The 16,823-nt window shown below is 54.1% G+C and carries 22 protein-coding genes and 2 pseudogenes; 7 read left to right on the top strand and 17 right to left on the bottom strand.

Annotation, left to right across the window (positions count from 1 at the left end):
* The first annotated feature begins 23 nt into the window (after window positions 1-23).
* A complete protein-coding gene (locus HPS55_RS06575) occupies window positions 24-290 on the top strand; it encodes a hypothetical protein (protein WP_172324797.1) in 267 nt (88 codons plus the stop codon).
* A gap of 13 nt (window positions 291-303) precedes the next feature.
* Complete coding sequence (locus tag HPS55_RS06570) at window positions 304-1,611, top strand: toxin glutamine deamidase domain-containing protein (RefSeq protein WP_172324795.1); 1,308 nt, start codon at window positions 304-306, stop codon at window positions 1,609-1,611.
* Here the strand turns inward: HPS55_RS06570 and HPS55_RS06565 are convergent.
* Window positions 1,594-1,830 (bottom strand): hypothetical protein, encoded by a 237-nt coding sequence (locus HPS55_RS06565; protein WP_172324793.1) that lies wholly within the window; start codon window positions 1,828-1,830, stop codon window positions 1,594-1,596. The genes HPS55_RS06570 and HPS55_RS06565 overlap by 18 nt on opposite strands.
* Window positions 1,831-1,887: 57 nt before the next feature.
* On the opposite strand from HPS55_RS06565, the gene HPS55_RS06560 reads away from it, so the two are divergent.
* Both HPS55_RS06560 and HPS55_RS06555 read left to right on the top strand, forming a co-directional pair.
* On the top strand, window positions 1,888-2,346 hold the full coding sequence (locus tag HPS55_RS06560) for a phage virion morphogenesis protein (protein WP_172324791.1): 459 nt from the start codon (window positions 1,888-1,890) through the stop codon (window positions 2,344-2,346).
* Complete coding sequence (locus tag HPS55_RS06555; protein ID WP_172324789.1) at window positions 2,343-2,825, top strand: hypothetical protein; 483 nt, start codon at window positions 2,343-2,345, stop codon at window positions 2,823-2,825. The genes HPS55_RS06560 and HPS55_RS06555 overlap by 4 nt, the downstream gene beginning before the upstream one ends.
* 394 nt (window positions 2,826-3,219) lie before the next feature.
* On the opposite strand, the gene HPS55_RS06550 is transcribed toward HPS55_RS06555, so the two are convergent.
* The 10 genes from HPS55_RS06550 to HPS55_RS06505 are packed head-to-tail and all read right to left on the bottom strand — an operon-like array spanning window position 3,220 to window position 9,452.
* Window positions 3,220-3,885, bottom strand: a complete 666-nt coding sequence (locus tag HPS55_RS06550) for a DUF3164 family protein (protein ID WP_172324787.1) — start codon at window positions 3,883-3,885, stop codon at window positions 3,220-3,222.
* A gap of 24 nt (window positions 3,886-3,909) precedes the next feature.
* Window positions 3,910-4,077 (bottom strand): hypothetical protein, encoded by a 168-nt coding sequence (locus HPS55_RS06545; protein WP_172324785.1) that lies wholly within the window; start codon window positions 4,075-4,077, stop codon window positions 3,910-3,912.
* A 20-nt stretch (window positions 4,078-4,097) separates the two neighbouring features.
* A complete protein-coding gene (locus tag HPS55_RS06540; RefSeq protein ID WP_172324783.1) occupies window positions 4,098-4,550 on the bottom strand; it encodes a DUF4406 domain-containing protein in 453 nt (150 codons plus the stop codon).
* A 21-nt stretch (window positions 4,551-4,571) separates the two neighbouring features.
* Complete coding sequence (locus HPS55_RS06535; protein WP_172324781.1) at window positions 4,572-4,742, bottom strand: hypothetical protein; 171 nt, start codon at window positions 4,740-4,742, stop codon at window positions 4,572-4,574.
* Between the two features lie 2 nt (window positions 4,743-4,744).
* Window positions 4,745-5,227, bottom strand: a complete 483-nt coding sequence (locus HPS55_RS06530; protein ID WP_172324779.1) for a hypothetical protein — start codon at window positions 5,225-5,227, stop codon at window positions 4,745-4,747.
* A 13-nt stretch (window positions 5,228-5,240) separates the two neighbouring features.
* Complete coding sequence (locus HPS55_RS06525) at window positions 5,241-5,876, bottom strand: ATP-binding protein (RefSeq protein ID WP_172324777.1); 636 nt, start codon at window positions 5,874-5,876, stop codon at window positions 5,241-5,243.
* Between the two features lie 5 nt (window positions 5,877-5,881).
* The gene (locus tag HPS55_RS06520; protein ID WP_172324775.1) at window positions 5,882-6,154 is read right to left on the bottom strand and encodes a hypothetical protein; all 273 of its coding nucleotides are present in this window, start codon (window positions 6,152-6,154) and stop codon (window positions 5,882-5,884) included.
* Window positions 6,154-7,005, bottom strand: coding sequence for an AAA family ATPase (locus HPS55_RS06515; RefSeq protein WP_172324773.1), 852 nt, complete (start codon window positions 7,003-7,005; stop codon window positions 6,154-6,156). Before HPS55_RS06515 ends, HPS55_RS06520 begins: the two co-directional genes overlap by 1 nt.
* 59 nt (window positions 7,006-7,064) lie before the next feature.
* Entirely contained in the window at window positions 7,065-9,050 is a 1,986-nt protein-coding gene (locus HPS55_RS06510) for a hypothetical protein (RefSeq protein ID WP_172324772.1), read from the bottom strand.
* 15 nt (window positions 9,051-9,065) lie between these two features.
* Window positions 9,066-9,452: a hypothetical protein gene (locus HPS55_RS06505; RefSeq protein WP_172324770.1), complete on the bottom strand. Its 387-nt coding sequence runs from the start codon at window positions 9,450-9,452 to the stop codon at window positions 9,066-9,068.
* 181 nt (window positions 9,453-9,633) lie between these two features.
* Between HPS55_RS06505 and HPS55_RS06500 the strand changes: the two genes are divergently transcribed.
* Window positions 9,634-10,068: a helix-turn-helix domain-containing protein gene (locus HPS55_RS06500; protein ID WP_172324768.1), complete on the top strand. Its 435-nt coding sequence runs from the start codon at window positions 9,634-9,636 to the stop codon at window positions 10,066-10,068.
* 923 nt (window positions 10,069-10,991) lie between these two features.
* Here HPS55_RS06500 and HPS55_RS06495 read toward each other — a convergent pair.
* From HPS55_RS06495 to HPS55_RS06480, 4 genes and pseudogenes are all read right to left on the bottom strand, one after another.
* A pseudogene (locus HPS55_RS06495) lies at window positions 10,992-12,206 on the bottom strand (DNA topoisomerase); the annotation flags it as partial.
* Window positions 12,207-12,265: 59 nt separating this feature from the next.
* On the bottom strand, window positions 12,266-13,855 hold the full coding sequence (locus HPS55_RS06490; RefSeq protein WP_172178215.1) for a DUF4099 domain-containing protein: 1,590 nt from the start codon (window positions 13,853-13,855) through the stop codon (window positions 12,266-12,268).
* A 19-nt stretch (window positions 13,856-13,874) separates the two neighbouring features.
* Window positions 13,875-14,225: a helix-turn-helix domain-containing protein gene (locus HPS55_RS06485; protein ID WP_172178217.1), complete on the bottom strand. Its 351-nt coding sequence runs from the start codon at window positions 14,223-14,225 to the stop codon at window positions 13,875-13,877.
* Window positions 14,226-14,228: 3 nt separating this feature from the next.
* On the bottom strand, window positions 14,229-14,585 hold the full coding sequence (locus HPS55_RS06480; protein ID WP_172178219.1) for a helix-turn-helix domain-containing protein: 357 nt from the start codon (window positions 14,583-14,585) through the stop codon (window positions 14,229-14,231).
* A 208-nt stretch (window positions 14,586-14,793) separates the two neighbouring features.
* Here HPS55_RS06480 and HPS55_RS14405 point away from each other — a divergent pair.
* Together HPS55_RS14405 and HPS55_RS06470 are read left to right on the top strand one after the other, a co-directional pair.
* Window positions 14,794-15,063: pseudogene (locus tag HPS55_RS14405) on the top strand (helix-turn-helix domain-containing protein); the annotation flags it as partial.
* Between the two features lie 130 nt (window positions 15,064-15,193).
* The gene (locus HPS55_RS06470) at window positions 15,194-15,499 is read left to right on the top strand and encodes a helix-turn-helix domain-containing protein (RefSeq protein WP_025066921.1); all 306 of its coding nucleotides are present in this window, start codon (window positions 15,194-15,196) and stop codon (window positions 15,497-15,499) included.
* A gap of 71 nt (window positions 15,500-15,570) precedes the next feature.
* On the opposite strand, the gene HPS55_RS06465 is transcribed toward HPS55_RS06470, so the two are convergent.
* Complete coding sequence (locus HPS55_RS06465) at window positions 15,571-15,933, bottom strand: RhuM protein (RefSeq protein ID WP_172178221.1); 363 nt, start codon at window positions 15,931-15,933, stop codon at window positions 15,571-15,573.
* 13 nt (window positions 15,934-15,946) lie between these two features.
* The coding region (locus HPS55_RS06460) for a site-specific integrase (protein ID WP_172324766.1) at window positions 15,947-16,823 on the bottom strand (877 nt) is incomplete at its 5' end.

Below are 16,823 nucleotides of genomic sequence, written 5' to 3'. Positions count from 1 at the left end.
GGGCTTTCCATGCAGCAGTAAATATGCTTTATGAGGACGACACGCTCCAGCTGGCCGCCGATGACGACGCGCCCAGCCTTGCCCCGTCTGTCTTCGATGCTGTGGCCGACCTTATCTATAAGGCTGGCGGCTTCGACATAAACCAGGTTAAAGACCCTGCGGCGCGCAAACTCTTGATCGAGACGGCGGCAGCCATTAACAGGGGCGTAAACACGCACCTGCCTACCGACGTGCCCGACACGCTGCGCTATGCCCTGGAAGAAAACAGCTTTTATATTTTCAGGCTTTAAGACGTTCCACGCCATGCGCGAAATAGGGCTGTCGCTGCTGAACGACAAAGGCGAAATAAAGCAGTACGCCGATTTTCAGGCCGACGTGATAAAGCTCAACAACAAGTATAACAAAGCCTATCTGTATGCCGAATATAAACACGCCATAAGCACCAGCCAAATGGCAGCCAAATGGGTGGGTATAGAGGCCGACGGCGACCGCTACCTGTTGCAGTACCGCACGGCAGAGGATAACCGCGTGCGCGAAGACCACGCAGCCCTGGACGGCATAACACTGCCGCCTTCCGACCCGTTCTGGTCTAAATACTACCCGCCGAATGGCTGGGGCTGCCGATGCACCGCCGTACAGGTACGCCGTGGCAAATACACCGAAAGCGACCCAAAGGCGGCCATGGAGCTGGGCGACAGTGCCACAGAGGCGGCAAAGCAGCAGATTTTCCGCTTTAACGCTGGTAAGGAAATGCAACTGTTTCCGCCGAAACACCCGTATTTTAAGGCTCCAGCGGCGGCGAAAAAGGTAGTACAGGAAGTCGTCCAGGAAGAAAGCGAACAGGTCAGAAAAGACCGTTATAAAGCAGAACTGCCCGACAGCCTGACCGATGCGGAAAAGGAGGCCATTGTGCAAAATTACATAGACATAGAAAAAGCGGCTAAAATACGCAAAGGTGTACCCATGAGCCTGGATGATGCAGACAAACAGAGCGCGAACCCTAAACACGTTTTGCAGTTTATTGAAGACCCCAACGGCACATACCGCGATAAAGCAGGTAAGCGTTACAAGTTGAACCCTGACTATAAAAAGTCACGGGATGAGCGGTATAGTATAAATTGCGCCACATGTTCACCTGCATACGCACTGCGCCTGCGTGGCTTCAATGTTACGGCAAAGGGCTGCGTGGAGCGTTCAGGCAGTCGTAACGAGTGGGCTATGAATGGGCACAGCTTCGACATGTGGACAAATGCAGACGGTACACCTGCAAAGCCAGCCTACACCTATGAATGGAAAGAGAAAAAAGGCTATAAGACCATGACAGAAAAACGCTATCACGAATACTTTGAGGAAGTAACAAAGGAGGAGGGCGTTTATATTCTCACAATAGGCTGGAAAGGTCGCGGCGGTCATGCTACTATTTTACAGCGTTTCGCCGATGGTACGCTGGCATATATAGAGCCACAGGAATATAACGGAACAGCGGCAAAAAGAGACATAGACGAACTATGCAAGAAAGGCGCAGGAAACCCACACCCAAAACGTGGCGTGCTCCGCGTAGATAACAAAATTTTTAATGCAGGTTATATGGACTTATTCGACACCGAATAGAGAAAAGAGGCGCGCGACCTCTGCGCTGTCGGTGATAACGACGCTATGGCCGTCGTAGCCATAGACAGAGGGAAGGCAAATGTCCAAATCGTCAGGATAGGCAAAGCCGTAGTAAGCGACCCCCGCCTCTTTACCCAAATGGTAAATGTGGTTGCCGTAGCGTTGCACCTCTGATGCAAAGGCTTCCTGAATTTGTTTTGGTATAGTTTGCTGCTTCATGCCGCAAAATTACAAATTATTCCTGATATGTAGACAAATAAATCGTAAAAAATAACAATGAGAACCCCCGAACAGCTCAAAAAAGACATAATTAGCGACATGCGGGTAGACCTTGCAGAGGAATTTGACAAGAATTTCAACCGCAAAGCCTTTTTTACCGAAAAGTGGAAAAAGCGCAGGAACCCAAACGCCCTCGGCTCGCTGCTGGTCGTTACGGGCAGCCTCCGTAAGTCCATACAGGCAAAGGAAACGCCCGACGGGGTTAAGTTCACCTCCAACCAGCCCTATGCCACCCTGCACAATGAGGGCGGCAAAGGCTCGGTAACGGTGCGACAGCACACCCGAAAGAGTAAAAAGGGTAAGACGTACACCGTAAAGCAGCACACCCGTGCCGTTAAGGTGCCACAGCGTCAGTTTGTCGGCGACGGCAAAGAGACGCAGCGCATTATACAGAATGTTATCGACGACAACTTGGAGCAATACAACCAGGAACTAATAAAAACACTGAAAAAATGAGAAAGAAACTATTTTTAGCGATTGCCCAGCGCATTAAAGAACAGGTGCCAGGCATTAAGTTTATCGACCTGTGGAATGAGCACCTCGCCGAAATCAAAAGCACTACGGCGTGGCCTGTGCCCTCGGTCTTTATTGAGTTTGAACAGTACGACGTGCGGCAGTGCGCTAACCGCGTCTGCATGGCCGACGTGCCCGTGCGGCTCCACATCATTACACGCACGAAAAACTACACCGCTGGCATAGACGACAAACGCCTCGAGGCGGCTCTGGACTATTTCGACCTGATAGACCAGGTGCACGCGGCCATGGCGACGCTGGCGGGCGACAATTTCAGCACCTTTATGCTGACCACCTCGGCCACCAACCACAACCACGCCGAACTAATAGAAAGCATTGAACGCTACGTTACCCGTGCGCAGTTCACTGCTGGAGCCAGAACGGCACAGCTGCACCCCATAGACACACTACGCCTGAAATGAGAAAAGCCCGCCAGCTCTGTAATGCTGACGGGCTTTTGCCTAAAACTCCAGCAGACCGCCGAAAAGGTCGGGTTGCTGCGATTGTGGTGGGGCGGGTGGTTCTGGTGGTATATTCAGATAATTTAAGTACGTTCTATAACACATCGGGTAAATGGGGTAAATATACTTTTTCCACACCGCCTTGTAGCATTTTGCGTTATTCCCAGGCTCATAGTGCTGCTCGGTCAACGCCTTAATCAATTTTACACGGTCATACGTGCTTTTGTAATGCCGAAATTTGCCCATTTCCCGATTTTTTTGTACTTTTGCAGCGTCCTTTATAACACATCGGGTGCACGGTTTCCAGGGCTACGGCTTACGGGGGTCGTGCTTTTTTTATGGCCGCTTTCATGGCCTATGCGTCTGTTACTGAAAGCGGGATAATGTGCCAGCCTTTCTCGTCCTTGTACTCGGCGCGAATGTACTGCTTTGTTTCGGCAGGCTGGTAGCTTTCCTCGATGATACGCACACCCTCCTGGAATGTCTCGTCGCCGCTGTCGTCGGCCATTTTGCGCAGCTGGAGCACACGGCTGGCCTTTAGCGTGCCTTTCTGGTCGCGTGCCAGCAGACGCATTACAGCGTTCACCAACGTGCGGCTGTTCTCGTCCTTTGCCAGGCTCTCTATGTAGTTGCGCACCATTTCGATGCCGTCCTCCACTGTGTCGCGGTATGCGTCTATGGTGTTACTGCCCAAAGTTATGCGCATGTTTCCGTCGCTGGTGGTAAACGTGTGGCTGTGCTGGCCGCTCTGCTTGGTCAGGCTCATAACGTCGGCCTTCATGTCCAGAACCGTGCGGAAATTGCCGAACACCGTATTTTTTACGGCCTTAATCTGTTCAGACAGGCTTTGCAGCTCTGGAATGGCCAAAGCCACCTGCTCGTCCACAAGCTGCGCGTACATTTCGCGGTTTTCCTTGCGCCTCTGCTGGCGGGCTTTCTTTTCCTGTTCCTCTTTGAACGCTGCAAACTGTGCCTGTTCCTCTGCTGTCATTTCGACAGTCGTTGTTTTGTTTTCGTCCATGTTTAACGGGGTTTTAATAGGTGTTTATATTCTCTTTAACGTGTCGGTGCAAGTCTTTGCGCCCTCGGTGTCGCCATGTACCAGGAACGACAGAACCTGGAACACCACGGCTGTGATTTTCAGCAGGCCGCCTAAAACGGCCAACGGCAGACGAACTGCCACCTTCAGATAGTTTAATACATTCTTTTTCATTGTCTTTTTGTTTTTATGGGTTAATGTTCAAATAGCACCTTTATGCCGCATGAGCTGGCCACGTCGAGCTCCAGCTTCGCGCCTTTCGACAGCTCCCAGCCTTTCAGCATGTAAATATAGTCGCAGCGCACCAGCAGACCTATGTCCCTGCGCATGTGCTTTGTCCAATGCTCTGACTGCGGCACACCGTTGTGAAACGGGTTTACAGGCTCATAGCCTGCCTTTTCCAGCACTGCGGCTGCTCTGTCGAACGTGTCCATGCGCTCCACAAGGTCGTGGTGGGCTATGGCTCCACTTATGTAACACTTTGGGGCGTTCTGTTCGCGCAGCTTTTTTAAGCCCGCCAGCCTGTCCAATGCCTCGCGTATCGGGTCGCCACCACTTACGGGCTTGTAGAACTCGCGCACGTCGCACTTAAAGCAGTACCCGTGCACGGTAATACTCTGCTTTTTCTTGTCTTTCTTTTTACTCATTTCGTTTTATTTAATTGGTTGTTACTCGTTTTCATCATAGACCACGTCGTCGCGGTATTCCTGCATGTCTGCCTGTGTCTGGCACCACTCTGCCAGCTCACGCATAAACCAGCAATATGCCTCGGTGTCCATGTCTATGGTGGCCTCATTTATTTTGCGCTGGGTCTCGCGCATCATGCTGTCCGTGCTCATGGTCAGTTCATGTGTTTAAGGCCGCTTTCTGTGGGGTACAGAAAGACCACCTTTTTATGTTCTGTGGTTACGTCGTCCACTGCGTCGTGGTCTTTCACCTTGTTGTTAAACAGGTACACCAGGTTGCGCAGACGCTCCAGCGGGATTTTATTAAAGTCGGCTTTCTTGGCCGCCCTGCACGCTATGGCCTTTATGACCGTGGCGTTGCTCTCACGCCCGCACATCTTTAGCCAGCTCCCTATGGCTGCCATGCACTGCTTGCGCAGCTTGTCATAGTCCTGCTGCTTGTGGCCGCCCGCCTGTGCCGACAGTTTGCCGCAAATGTCCACCAGGTCGTGGGTGTCTATGTCGCGGCTGCTCTCCACGCCGTATGCCTCTATGAGGCTGCGCTTCTCGTCGTCGCTCATGCCCAGCACGCTGCAAAGTGTGTGGAACTTTTTAAGCAGCCCTCTGTGGATTTCGTCCATGGTTTTGTTTTCTTTCATTGTCTTGGTGGTGTTAAAGTTCTGCCCAATACTCACGTGCGCCCTGCTCCCAGATAGTGAAGTCCTGGCCGCCCTCGCCTTTGTCGCTGTCCTCGTAGCGGGTGGTGGCAAATGCCTTGTAACCCTCCACGCGGATTTTTATGTCAGCATCGTAGCGTATGTTTTTGGCCATGTTGCCCTTTGGCTGTCCTTTGTCCTCATGGGCTATAAAGACAAACAGGGTGTTGGGGTTGTCGTCTTTCAGGCGGGTGTAGTCGCGCATGGTAAAGCCTATCCAATAATTTACACTGTCTATTACCACAATGTCGGGCGCGTTCTTTTTGGTCAGGCGTTCCCGTATGTCCTTGAGGCTTTCCTTTTGCAGCAGTATTATTTTGCTGCCTGCTTCCTCCATGCCGACACGCTCCCAGGCTTTTTGCAGCGACAAGCTCAAACCCTGCTCCAGGCTGTTGTAGGCCACGCGTCCGAAGTTGGTAAGATATTTGCACAGCTGCATTACGTAGGTCGTCTTACCGCTTCCGCTGCCGCCGTACACTATCCACGCGCCCCGCAGTTCTGGCCGTCCCAGGCTTGCAAGCCACGCCCCTGTAAAAGGGGCTGTTTCAAACTTGGCCTGCATCACGTTCTTATTACTTATCGCCCTGCGCATGTCTTCTAATTTAGGGATATTGTCAGCTGTGGCACGCCGTTAGGGGTGCTTATAATTATGCTGCGGTCTGTTGAAGTTATAAAATGTGTGGAACCCAGGCACTCCCATGCGTTCCTGCGCAAATACTGAAAACTGCGCACATAGTCCAGCACCCCATTTATAACGGACTCACACTCTGCGTCGGCGTATTCTGCCCCTCTGTCGTAGGGAAAGCCTACCAGCAGCGACAGCACCCAATTAGGCGTGCGTTTAGGGCGTATGATATTAAAGCGTGCCATTACTGTGCCCCTCCTTTCTTTTTCGCTGCCCATACAGCGCGTTTTACGCGGCGCAGGTCGCACTCCGCGCCTGCTATTATTTCCTGTATGGTCTTGGGGTCGTTCACGCCGTTGGCCTTGCACACGGCGGCTATGTCCTCGCCATTGATAACCTGGAGCTGCACGAACTTGCGGCCTATGCGGCTGTATATTTCCTCATAGCCTTTCTTTTTCAGGCGCACGCCGCGTTCTATGCGGTTTTTAAGGTACTCCGTGGCCACCATGATAATGCCGCAGTGCCCCTCCAGCTGGTTATACAGGGAAATGAAAAAATAGAGCACCTGGTCGCGCAGCTTGTCGGCCTCGTCCAGAATGATGAGCGGCGCGTCTGCACTGTTCAGCGTCTCCACTATGGCGTCCATTTGGTCGCTCACACTGCCGCCCACATCTTTGCCCAGCGCACGCAGCAGCTTGTTTATAAACGTCGGCCTGTTCCAATACTCGCTGCACATTAAATGGTACACGTTCTGTCTGCCCTTGGCGTAGCTCTTTATGGCCTCGGTCTTTCCGCAGCCTGCAAAGCCCGTTATGGCTATTACGAGGCTCTCTTCCTTGGCCTGCTCCATTAAAAAGGCCATGCGCTTGTAGGCTCCTGTTTTCACGATTTGCCACGCGCTGCTGTCGTGGCCTATCTGGGCGGCCAGGGCGCGCCACAGCTCGTCGCTGATTGTGTCCCACTGTCCCGACAGCATCTTGCTGACGGTCGCCGTGCTTATGCCGTTCAGGCTACGGGCGGCTTTGTTCTGGCTGCCCATTTTTTCGCAGTATTCTTTGAGCCGTGCGGCTATCTGCGTTTTTTCGTCCTTAATCATCTTTTTATGTGGTGTTAAATGGTTGGTTAAAATATGTCGTAGCTTTCGGGGTCTTCCTCCTACCACCCTGCGGGCATGGCGGGCGTTGGCTCCACGGTCTCATACTCCACGTCCGTAATGGCCTGCTGGCTTAACCGCTGCTGTGCGGCGGGGAGCTTGTGCTGCCCGTGGCTGTCGGTCAGCAGCAGACGGCCTAACAGTAAGGCTTCCTGCCTGTCCGTGTCCTGTATCATGCGGTCGACCGTCTTATAGGCCGCGCCCAGCTGCTCGGTAACGTGCGTTTCCAGCTGCTTGTTAAAGGCTCTGACGGCCTCCAGCTGCTCCGCGTCCCCCTCTCTGCGCTCTGCCAATGCCATGGGCTGCACATACTTTTCGCGCAGCATGTAACGGCGGCTGCCGTCTTCATTCACGGCCAGCACCTCGGTGAGGTCGTCGGGGTCAAAGCGCACCTGCCATTTTTCGCTGGCGTGCTCTCTGAATGTCAGGTCGAAGGTGTCATAATCGCGCTTAATGCCTAACAGCGTCGGGCGCAGCCCGCAGCCCTCTATGGCGTTGGTCATGCCCGTGGTGGCTCCGAAATACAGCAAATAATTTTCCTTTGACAGCGGCAGGCGGTGCTCGTCGCTCAGGTTGGCCAGCATCTGCATGAACTGCGCGCGCTTGCTGGCGCGCTCATAGGCCATTATTTTGTGTATCTGTTCGCGCACCCCCTGCTCGTCGGGGAAGCTGTGGCGTAGAGCGTTCAGGGCTTCGCTGTTCGGCTGCTTTTTCGGGTTGGTCGTTACGCCGAAGCCGCTCCAATTATCGAACTTCTGGCAGTAGGTCGTGTTTAGGTAGTTGAAATATGGCTCGATGGGCTTTGTCTTTGCATTGTGCGCGCGGGCGGGCGTTACGTGCTTCGACATTACCTGGTACAGGTCTGTCATGGTCTTAATGGCGTAGCGGTCGCACTGTATCTGATACGCCCGCATCATTACGCCCACCAGCTCGCGGCTGTGCCGCGCGGCATTGCGCAGGGCTTCGGTAATAAGCGCGGGTGTCTCATGGCTGCCTATGGCGTAGCCAATGGGGTAATCACAGCACGGGTCGAGCACCACCTCCAGCGTCAGGCGGTTGTGGTAGGTCGTCGTGCGCTGCCCCTGCTTGTTTACGGTCGTCTGCTGGAATAGCAGCTCACATGTCCAGCCGTCCAGCGACCACATGAGGAACGGCGCGGTCGGCCTGCTGCGCTTCACCTGCATGGTGCGCTCGTTGCGGAAATTGGTAGCACCACGGCGGGCGGCTGCCGTTACCAGGTCGCATTTTTCACGCCACACGGCCACTGCGCTGGCTGTTATCTGCGGCCAGCCTTTCACCTTGGCCACCTGGTTGTATCTGCGCGCCACCTCCGTGTCGGGCAGGTTGTTGTGGTGTGCCAAAAGCACCTGCAAGCTGGCGGTCTGCTCCGCGTCCAGCACCTTGGCGGCGTTCTTGTTCTGGAACTTGCGGCTAATCATACACTCATAGCCCTGTGCCTGATACTCCGCATATTTCATGCGCAGGCGGCGCGGGCTTTGCGGCAGGCTGTTAGGCCAGCGGTCGCACAGACGCGGCAGCGCGGCGGCAGCCTTTGCCCAGAACTCGCCCGCGTTTATCCTGCCTTTGCTCTGCCTCATGCGGTGGCTGTTCGCTCTGTCCAGCATCTGGCCGAAAGCGGCCAGCACCGAGCAGTTATTGGCATACTCTCTTTGCTTCTCGGTCGTCAGGTGCCGCCCGTCGCTCAATACGTAGTCGGCAAAGAACTGCATCGCCTTGCCGTCAGGCTCCACGCTTTCCACAAATGGCTTGCTTTCGGCCTGCTCCTTAATGTCTGGATAACGGCGGTAAACCTCTGCGCGGTACTGCACGGGCAGGCTCTCGACCACATATAACGCGCAGCTACCATAACAGGCACGGCGTACCTGCTGCACTGTGCCGCGCTGGCTCATTTTCTTTAGAGCCTCCAGGCTAATAATGCCTGTAAGTTCCTGCGGACTTACGCAAAGCGCATTGTTATACATTTCCATAGTGCCCTCCTCTCGTTACAGTATCACATGAGTGCCGCAGAGCTTTACAGCTTCCTGCTGTATTTCCTCCAGATTTTTAAGCAGGACATTGTCCCAGCTCTTTACGACTTTGCCATTTTTAAGCAGGTCAACATGGCTGTTATTCTTGTTGCACTCAATGAGTACACCGCCAGGCAGATACTGCCGCATGAAGTTGTCCGCGTCGTGTATGGTCTCCATGGCGGGGGTCAGCATAAGCAGCACGCCGCCGTTCTGCTCTGCTGCTCTGCGTATGCGCTGGCTCTTGGGGCTGTTGTCCCTGAATGATAATGCGCGCCATACGCTCACACTCGTAGTCTCGAAAGATTTTACAAGCATTTCACGGGTCTGCTTGCTTACCTCGATTTGTTTTCTTGCTGTCATGTCCTTTATTCTTTATGGGTTTACAATACTTACTTTTAGGGTTTTCCTTTTTCGTATGTGGGCAAAATTTTGTAATTTTGTCCGCGCTGTAATATGTTACAACGCTGCAAAGTTCGCAATTTCTTGCGACATGACCAAACAAAATCGTAATAAATTACGGTTTAACTCAAAAAATAATGCAATGAGTACAACAATAAACGACAGAATAAGGCTGCTAATCAATGAGAAAGCAGGCGGAAAAAACACCGTATTTGCCGATAAATTAGGTGTTTCCGAGGCAAATATACGCAGCTATCTAAAGGGCGTAATGCCAAAAGCTGATATTTTGGAGAAAATCGTAATATCTTACGAGGTTAATGCCATGTGGTTGCTCACAGGGTTGGGGTATCATACACTGCCTAACCAGCCAGAGGAAACGCCACAACCTCTAACTGACCAGTCGCATTTAGTTGATTTTTTTAAGCAGTACGAGCCATATATTCAGCGTAAAGATGCAAAAATAATACAGCAGGCCGAAGAAATAGGCCGTCTGCGTGAGCAGATAGTGCAGCTAAAGGATAGACTACAAAAAAGTGCCGATGCTGCGAACACCGAAACTACTGCAAATGCAGGGTAATGGGGTGGTCACTATGGGCACCCCGCGACCCCCTGAAATAACGTAAAAGGCACTAAAACGCTTTTTTCTGCACGTTAAATCGCCGTTAAATGCGTTTAACTTGCTTATTTTCAGTGCAAAATACCCTATTTGTTAGGGGTGTTTTTCCTATGCGTTAAATGGAATTAAAGGGGGGGGTTCTGCCAGATTTTCGCGGTTTTTGCCTTGATTTTTTCCCTTAAAGGGGTCTATGCTTGCACGAATTGTCCACCCATTTGTCCCCCCAACTGTCCCCCCAACCCCATTTTTAGCCCTTTTTGCGACCTCGAAAATGGAACGAAAAAGGCACTTTTGGGCAGCATTTTTTCGGCCTCCAGCCCTGCCCATTTAACGGGTCATTTAACGGTCGTGTAAACACCCCTCCAGCCGCCTGCCTCGTCGCCCATGAGCGGCCACCATGCCACCCAGCTGCGCCCCTGTCCGATGCCCTGGAACCTCCGAAATGGGGGCTTTTTCGTGGCCACACGCAAATGGTATCCCACCACACGCCCAGACACACCGCAGAAAGCCCCATAACCCCCGCTGTCGCCGCGTTTCGCGCCGTTTCCGTCCGTTCCCACGTCAGGCAAAAGAAAAGCCGCCAGGCGTGCCGTTTTTAGCGGTCATGCCCAGCGGCTCCATGCCGTCAGCAGCTCCAGCGTCTGGTGCGTCCAGCTCAAAGCTCAAACCCCACCATTTCCAGCTGTCGATTAAACCAAATTAAACCAGAATTAAACCTGCGTTAAAGCCCCATTTAACGGGTGCGCCTCCAAAATTAAACCAGAATTAAAGCAAATTCAACTTTTTGCACGTTTCGTTTTTCCAGCGTCCAACCCTCCAAACCTCTGTAACTTCCTATAAATAAAGGCCATCCCGTCATTTCCCACACTCACACATTATGCTCGTTTCGTTTTCCTGCCCATAAAAGCCTCGATCATGCGTCCGGCAACCATCTGATAGACGGTGCTGTCCTCTTTGGAGAGGAACAGCGGCTTCTCGCCCGTGACGAGCAGGGCGTGGTGGTCCGTCACCTTGCCGCCGTCCACGCTTCTGCGTGTCGGGACGCATTTCGGCTGCACCTTGCCTTTCCATTCGGGCAAAGCCCCGATGAAGGCGAGCAGCTTGGGGATTTCGGCGAACACGTCTTCGGGTATGTAGCGGCTTCCGGTTCGCGGATAGGTGATGAGCTTCTTCTCGTAGAGCTTCTGCGCGATTTCAAGCGTCTGTTCCGCCGTGAAGCCGTGCTTGGCGTTGGCTTCCTTCTGGAGCGTGGTCAGGTCGTACAGGAGCGGTGTTTCCTCCGTCTTCTCCTTGCGTTCGGCTTTCGTGACGGTGGCTGTGCCTGCCGACTTCACCTTATTATACAGTTCCGTCGCAGGCTCTTTCTCTTTCCATTTTTCGGAAGAGGAAAACTTCACCGTTCCTTCATCGTAGCCGTCCGTTGCGATATGGAGCTGCCAGAAGGCTTCGGAGGTAAAGCGGCGGTTCTCCCAATAGCGTGCGCACACCATCGCCAACGTGGGTGTCTGCACCCGCCCGACGGAGTAAGTGCCGTGTCCGGCGGCGATGGAGAGTGCCTGCGTGCCGTTGATGCCCACGAGCCAGTCTGATTCGCTCCGCGCTTTGGCGGCAAGGTAGAGGTTGTCGTATTTGTCTCCCGCTTCGAGGTTGCGTAATCCCTCGCGGATAGCCTTGTCGGTAAGCGAGCTTATCCAAAGGCGCACAAACGGGGTGACGCATCCGATATAATGGTAGAGGTATCGGAAGATAAGCTCACCCTCACGCCCTGCATCGGTCGCCACGATGATCTGTTCGCTCCTGTTGAACAGGGTGGCGATAACCTTTATCTGCGCCGCCACACCGCTGTCAGGCTTGTAACCCTTCTCCGTCTTGGTCTGGCGGGGGACGAGCGTGAAGGTGTCGGGGATGACGGGCAGGTTGTCACGGACGAAGCCGCGTATGCCGTAGCCGTCGGGCATGGCAAGCTGCACGAGGTGTCCGAACGCCCATGTCACGGCGTAGCCGCCTCCCTCGAAATATCCTTCCTCTCTCTTTGTCGCGCCCACGATACGGGCAATCTCACGTGCCACAGACGGCTTTTCTGCAATGATTGTCTTCATATTCTTCTGTTGTTTTGAATTTTACAAATGTTACTTCGGATTTAGTGGCGGACACCGGATTACATCTTCATGCCCTTGCCCGTTTTCTTCTGCGGCTTCTCCTGCTGCTGTTGCTGTGCGGTGTCCTTCGGGGCGGTCTGTCCCTTCCGCAACGGCTCCTTCAGGTTCTTGGTAGCCTCGTTGGTCTTGCCCTCGCTGTTCACCGCTACCTGCGTGCGGCTCTCGTTGGAAGGCGCGACCTTCTGCGCGTTGTCGGGGTTGGTGTCGTAGCGGTACGGGCGTCCCTTCTCCGGATTGAACCTGATGTACATCGTGGCGTGGAAGCCCTGCTTGTCGGTCACGTTCTCTAATTTCACGGCTTTGCCAGCCACGTAGTCGGCTTTCTGCTGCTCGGTGAAGTCCACGCCGCTCCATTTGCTGATGGGTCGGATGCTGCCGTCGGCGTTCGTCCACGTGTTGCGGCGTTGCTCCTTGTTCGTGTTGGCTGTGTTTTCCGTACCCTGCGCCTGTCCCTGTGCGGGGTTGTTCTTGGCTTCCTGTGCTTGTGCGGCACGTGGCGACCTGCCGGTTCCCGGCACGAACTCCACGCCGCGCTGCTCCACGTTCACTTGCAGGGTGGTGACGAACTTCCTGCCGTCCTTGCGCTCGATGAGTTTGTCGCGCACAGGCAGCCCGGCACGCAGCATGTCCTGCTCCTGCTTGGTGATTTCCGTCTTGCCGATGCGCTCCGGTATGCGCACCTTGTTTGCCGGGACATCCGTGATTTCATTCGTCTTGCGGTCGATGCTGACGAACGAGGGGATGATCTCGCCCGTTTCCCTGTCCACGAGGTCCACGACCCTGCCGAGGTTGCCCGTTTCGCGCAGGTTCTTCCGGTCGTCGTCGGAGAACTTGTGTTCCTTGTACTCGTCAAGTTTCTGCTCCTTGCGGATGAAGTGCGGAACAAGGCTGACGTTGCCCTCGCCGTCTTTCTTGAAGGAAAGGCGGGCGTCCAGCTCGAAAGCCTCTCCGCCGAAATTGGGCGACACCCTCACCAAGTCGGACTTGCCGTAGTTGAGCATCCTGTCAAGGTCGCCCGACTTTTCAAGGTCGTCGCGCTTCACGCCCCATTTCTCCTCCAACTCTTGCCAGTTGATCTTGCTCTCGTCGATGGGCTGGTAGCCCCGGTTGCCCTGCGTCTGTTGCGGGCTTTCCTGATTCTGTTCGTTTTTCTGTTCCATTTCTTCCTGTTTTTTAGGTTCGTCATCTTGTTTCTGTTCCGGTTGTTCCTGCTTTTCGGCGGACTGCTCCTCCTGTACTTCCTTTTCGTAGCCGGAGGTGTCCACCTTGTGGGGCGCAAGCATCTCCTTGTTGCCGTCGGGGTCTTTCAGCAAGTCCTTGATAACCTCCAGCAGCTTGTCGGCTTGGTCCGCCGCGACACGGTAGAAACCGAAACGGCTGGGTTCCTTGCACTGCCGGAAGAAGTTCTTGAAGAAGTTGTCCAGCACGTCGCCGTGCCGGTCGAATTGCAGGAAACTCTGCGCGTTCTCCGCTTTCGCGGGGATGCGCTTGGGGGAGCCGTCGGCGTTCAACCCGGCTACCACGCTGATTTCGCCCGTCTTCTCGTCACGGACAACCAGCACGTCCTTTTCGTCTTTTTTCTTTGCCATCTGAAAAATGTTTTAATGGTTATTTTTGAAAGAAATTATGGATACGAGCCTTGTAGAAGGCTATATCTTCCTTGCGGAAGTCCTTTACATGTTCGGAGAGGAACGTCAGCACGTCCGCCTCGCTGTAATAGGTCTTTTTGCCGAGCGTCTTGTAGGGCAATGCGCCGATGCTGCGGTAGCGTTGCAGGGTGCGCTTGCTGATCTGGAGCAGCATGCACAGGTCTTGGTTGTCGAAAAGCCTGATCCCTTCCATCGGGTTCGGGGCTTTGCCGGACGGCTGCATGGAGAGCAGCATTTCGTCCAGACGGTCGAGCCGTTCCATCACCTTCTGCATCCAGTTCTCGAAATTGTTGCGGGTAAGCAGTTCCATGTCCTACGTCCTCCTTCCTTTGGGGCTGCCGCCCGTGCGCAGCGTGTGGTTGCGTTTCATCTGTTCCGGTGTCGCGGCATCTCCCGTGACGGTGCTGTCTTCGAGTAGGCGGTCTATCTCCGACTGCCGGTAGCGGCACTTGCCGCGCAGCACGACATAGGCGATGCGCTGTTCGCTGCGCATGCGCTGGAGGGTGCGGCAACTCACGTTCAGCAGGTGTGCCGCCTCGCGGGTGGTGAGCAGCCTGTCGGGAGCTTCTTCCTTCCTACCGCCGGAAACGGCACGCACGTGTGCCGCTATCTCGGCTATCTGTTCCGTCAATGCGGTAAAGGCGGAACTTTCCATCGTTATCACTTTCATATTCAGTCATTTCTTTTGGTTTATGCGGCAAAATTCGGCAATAAACCAAAGGGGCTTTAACAGCTCACTACGTGGCTCACGTAAGATTTTTACGGATAATGGCTCCGTAACCCGGACAGACGGCGCAACAAGCTGCCTTTTAGCGGAAAACGGCTCGTGTTCAAGGCGGCTTCGTTACCTTTGCGGCAAACTCAGAAATGTTTTGCTTATGGAAATAGTATCTATCGAGAAAAAGACCTTCGAGATGATGGTGGCGTCCTTCAACGCCCTCGCGGAGAAGGTTGCCGCCCTGAGGCGCAGGAGCGACGGCGGGCGGATGGAAAGGTGGCTCACGGGCGAGGAGGTCTGCGGGCAGTTGAGGATCAGCCCGCGCACGTTGCAGACCTTGCGTGACAGGCGGCTTATCGGCTACTCGCAGATTAACCGCAGGTTCTATTACAAGCCGGAGGAGGTCAAAAGGCTCATTCCGCTTGTCGGCTACTCGCAGATTAACCGCAGGTTCTATTACAAGCCGGAGGAGGTCAAAAGGCTCATTCCGCTTGTCGGCACGCTCTATCCCGGCGGAAAATGATTTGATTTTTTATTCACAACCCACTGAATCCGAAATGATGATGAACGAGAACAATGAAGTGTTTACGATGGAGGACGAGCCGCTTGCCACCCTTGTGCAGAACATGCGCAAAGGCTCGAAATGGCTCTCCGCCTTTCTGGAAAGTTACCGCCCGCCGTTGGACGGGGAGCGTTACCTGACGGACAGGGAGGTGGCGGAACTGCTCCGTGTCAGCCGCCGCACCTTGCAGGAGTACCGCAACAACAGGGTGTTGCCCTTTATCCTTTTGGGAGGAAAGGTGCTTTACCCCGAATCGGGGTTGCGTGAGCTGCTGGAGGCGAACTACCGCAAGCCGATGGAATAAGGCGGCTGCATGAAAAAAGGAAACGGGCAACTCCTTCACGGGGCTGTCCGTTTCCTTTTTTTCATGCGTGTTCAGCAATACCCGGCTTTTCCGTTCTGTATGAACATCACGTATGCCTGCCACTTTTCCTTCGAGAGTGCCTTGCCTACCAGCCACGTGCGGAACACGTGTGCATGGTAGGTGTTCAGCCGGAAGGCGACGGGGATGATGATTTCAAGCGAGTAAACATCTGCGTGCAGCCCGTTTTCAAGCCGCATGTAGCGGCACACCTCGTAGTCGTTCAGCACGTCCGGCTTGCGGACGGCTCTGATGGCGGCGTTCACTGCCGGGACGCCCGTGTGGAACAGCCCGGCGATTTCTGTGGCGGTCATCCATACCCCGTTACCGGTTACGATAACTGTGTTGTCCTCTATGATGATGGTTCCTCGTGTCATGGCTTCTCTGTTTTTAGATGGTGCAACATGCAAATTCCTCGATGCCGTTCAACCTTGCGGCAAGGTTCTCCATGTCTTGGTTGAGCTTCTCTTTGGTGATTTTCGCGTATATCTGCGTCGTCTTTATGCTCTTGTGTCCCAGCATGGAACTTACCGTTTCGATGGGTACGCCGTTGGAGAGGAACACCGTCGTGGCAGCCGTGTGACGGCTCTGATGCCACGTGATATGCTTGGTGATGCCGCAACGTTTGGCGACGGAACGGATTCCGGCAAGGCACGTGTTGTAGTGGGGAACGGGGAAAATCCTGCCGTTCCCGCACAGCCCCCTGTATTTGTCGATGATGCGCTTTGCGATGTCGAGCAGGCGGATATTGGACACCACGCCCGTCTTCTGGCGGTTGATGTTTATCCACTCGTGTTCGTCGAAGTAGGTATGGATGTTCTCTTCCGTCAGGTTGCGCATGTCGGCGAACGACAAGCCCGTGAAGGCGCAGAACAGGTAGAGGTTGCGGTAAAGCTCCTGCTTGGCGTTTTTCAGCCTGCCCTCCATCAGCAGCCGGATTTCCTCTTTCGTCAGGAAACTGCGCACAGTTTCCTCCTTCTTGATTTCGTACTCCCGGAACGGGTCGCGTGTGAGCCACTCGTTGTTGATAGCGATGAACACCATCGTCCGCAAAGGGCAGACATACAGCCACACGGTGTTGGTGCAGCAGTGCTTGTCCGTGCGCAGGAACATCTCGAAGTCGGAGATGAAGGCGGGCGTAAGCTCTTTCAGCGCGATGTCCTTCACGCGGTAGCGGATGGAGAGGAACTCTTGCAGGTGCTTGTAAACGGTCTTGTATTTCAAGAGTGTGCCTTTGGCTTTCATGCCAGCCTCCACCTGCTTGGCG

The organism is Xylanibacter rodentium (assembly GCF_013166575.1).
In the GTDB taxonomy this organism is placed as follows: domain Bacteria; phylum Bacteroidota; class Bacteroidia; order Bacteroidales; family Bacteroidaceae; genus Prevotella; species Prevotella rodentium.
The sequence above is the reverse complement of the archived record's forward strand: the minus strand, read 5'-3'. Positions and strand labels throughout refer to the sequence as shown.

Excerpts from the sequence above, each read along its gene's own strand:
- HPS55_RS06485 (WP_172178217.1), bottom strand. The coding sequence starts at position 14,225 with ATGGAACTGCTTACCCGCAACAATTTCGAGAACTGGATGCAGAAGGTG.
- HPS55_RS06545 (WP_172324785.1), bottom strand. The coding sequence starts at position 4,077 with ATGAAAAAGAATGTATTAAACTATCTGAAGGTGGCAGTTCGTCTGCCG.
- HPS55_RS06570 (WP_172324795.1), top strand. The coding sequence starts at position 304 with ATGCGCGAAATAGGGCTGTCGCTGCTGAACGACAAAGGCGAAATAAAG.
- HPS55_RS06515 (WP_172324773.1), bottom strand. The coding sequence starts at position 7,005 with ATGATTAAGGACGAAAAAACGCAGATAGCCGCACGGCTCAAAGAATAC.
- HPS55_RS06490 (WP_172178215.1), bottom strand. The coding sequence starts at position 13,855 with ATGGCAAAGAAAAAAGACGAAAAGGACGTGCTGGTTGTCCGTGACGAG.
- HPS55_RS06480 (WP_172178219.1), bottom strand. The coding sequence starts at position 14,585 with ATGAAAGTGATAACGATGGAAAGTTCCGCCTTTACCGCATTGACGGAA.
- HPS55_RS06525 (WP_172324777.1), bottom strand. The coding sequence starts at position 5,876 with ATGCGCAGGGCGATAAGTAATAAGAACGTGATGCAGGCCAAGTTTGAA.
- HPS55_RS06500 (WP_172324768.1), top strand. The coding sequence starts at position 9,634 with ATGAGTACAACAATAAACGACAGAATAAGGCTGCTAATCAATGAGAAA.
- HPS55_RS06505 (WP_172324770.1), bottom strand. The coding sequence starts at position 9,452 with ATGACAGCAAGAAAACAAATCGAGGTAAGCAAGCAGACCCGTGAAATG.
- HPS55_RS06520 (WP_172324775.1), bottom strand. The coding sequence starts at position 6,154 with ATGGCACGCTTTAATATCATACGCCCTAAACGCACGCCTAATTGGGTG.
- HPS55_RS06565 (WP_172324793.1), bottom strand. The coding sequence starts at position 1,830 with ATGAAGCAGCAAACTATACCAAAACAAATTCAGGAAGCCTTTGCATCA.
- HPS55_RS06555 (WP_172324789.1), top strand. The coding sequence starts at position 2,343 with ATGAGAAAGAAACTATTTTTAGCGATTGCCCAGCGCATTAAAGAACAG.
- HPS55_RS06550 (WP_172324787.1), bottom strand. The coding sequence starts at position 3,885 with ATGGACGAAAACAAAACAACGACTGTCGAAATGACAGCAGAGGAACAG.
- HPS55_RS06465 (WP_172178221.1), bottom strand. The coding sequence starts at position 15,933 with ATGACACGAGGAACCATCATCATAGAGGACAACACAGTTATCGTAACC.
- HPS55_RS06575 (WP_172324797.1), top strand. The coding sequence starts at position 24 with ATGCTTTATGAGGACGACACGCTCCAGCTGGCCGCCGATGACGACGCG.
- HPS55_RS06535 (WP_172324781.1), bottom strand. The coding sequence starts at position 4,742 with ATGAGCACGGACAGCATGATGCGCGAGACCCAGCGCAAAATAAATGAG.
- HPS55_RS06510 (WP_172324772.1), bottom strand. The coding sequence starts at position 9,050 with ATGGAAATGTATAACAATGCGCTTTGCGTAAGTCCGCAGGAACTTACA.
- HPS55_RS06560 (WP_172324791.1), top strand. The coding sequence starts at position 1,888 with ATGAGAACCCCCGAACAGCTCAAAAAAGACATAATTAGCGACATGCGG.
- HPS55_RS06530 (WP_172324779.1), bottom strand. The coding sequence starts at position 5,227 with ATGAAAGAAAACAAAACCATGGACGAAATCCACAGAGGGCTGCTTAAA.
- HPS55_RS06470 (WP_025066921.1), top strand. The coding sequence starts at position 15,194 with ATGATGAACGAGAACAATGAAGTGTTTACGATGGAGGACGAGCCGCTT.
- HPS55_RS06540 (WP_172324783.1), bottom strand. The coding sequence starts at position 4,550 with ATGAGTAAAAAGAAAGACAAGAAAAAGCAGAGTATTACCGTGCACGGG.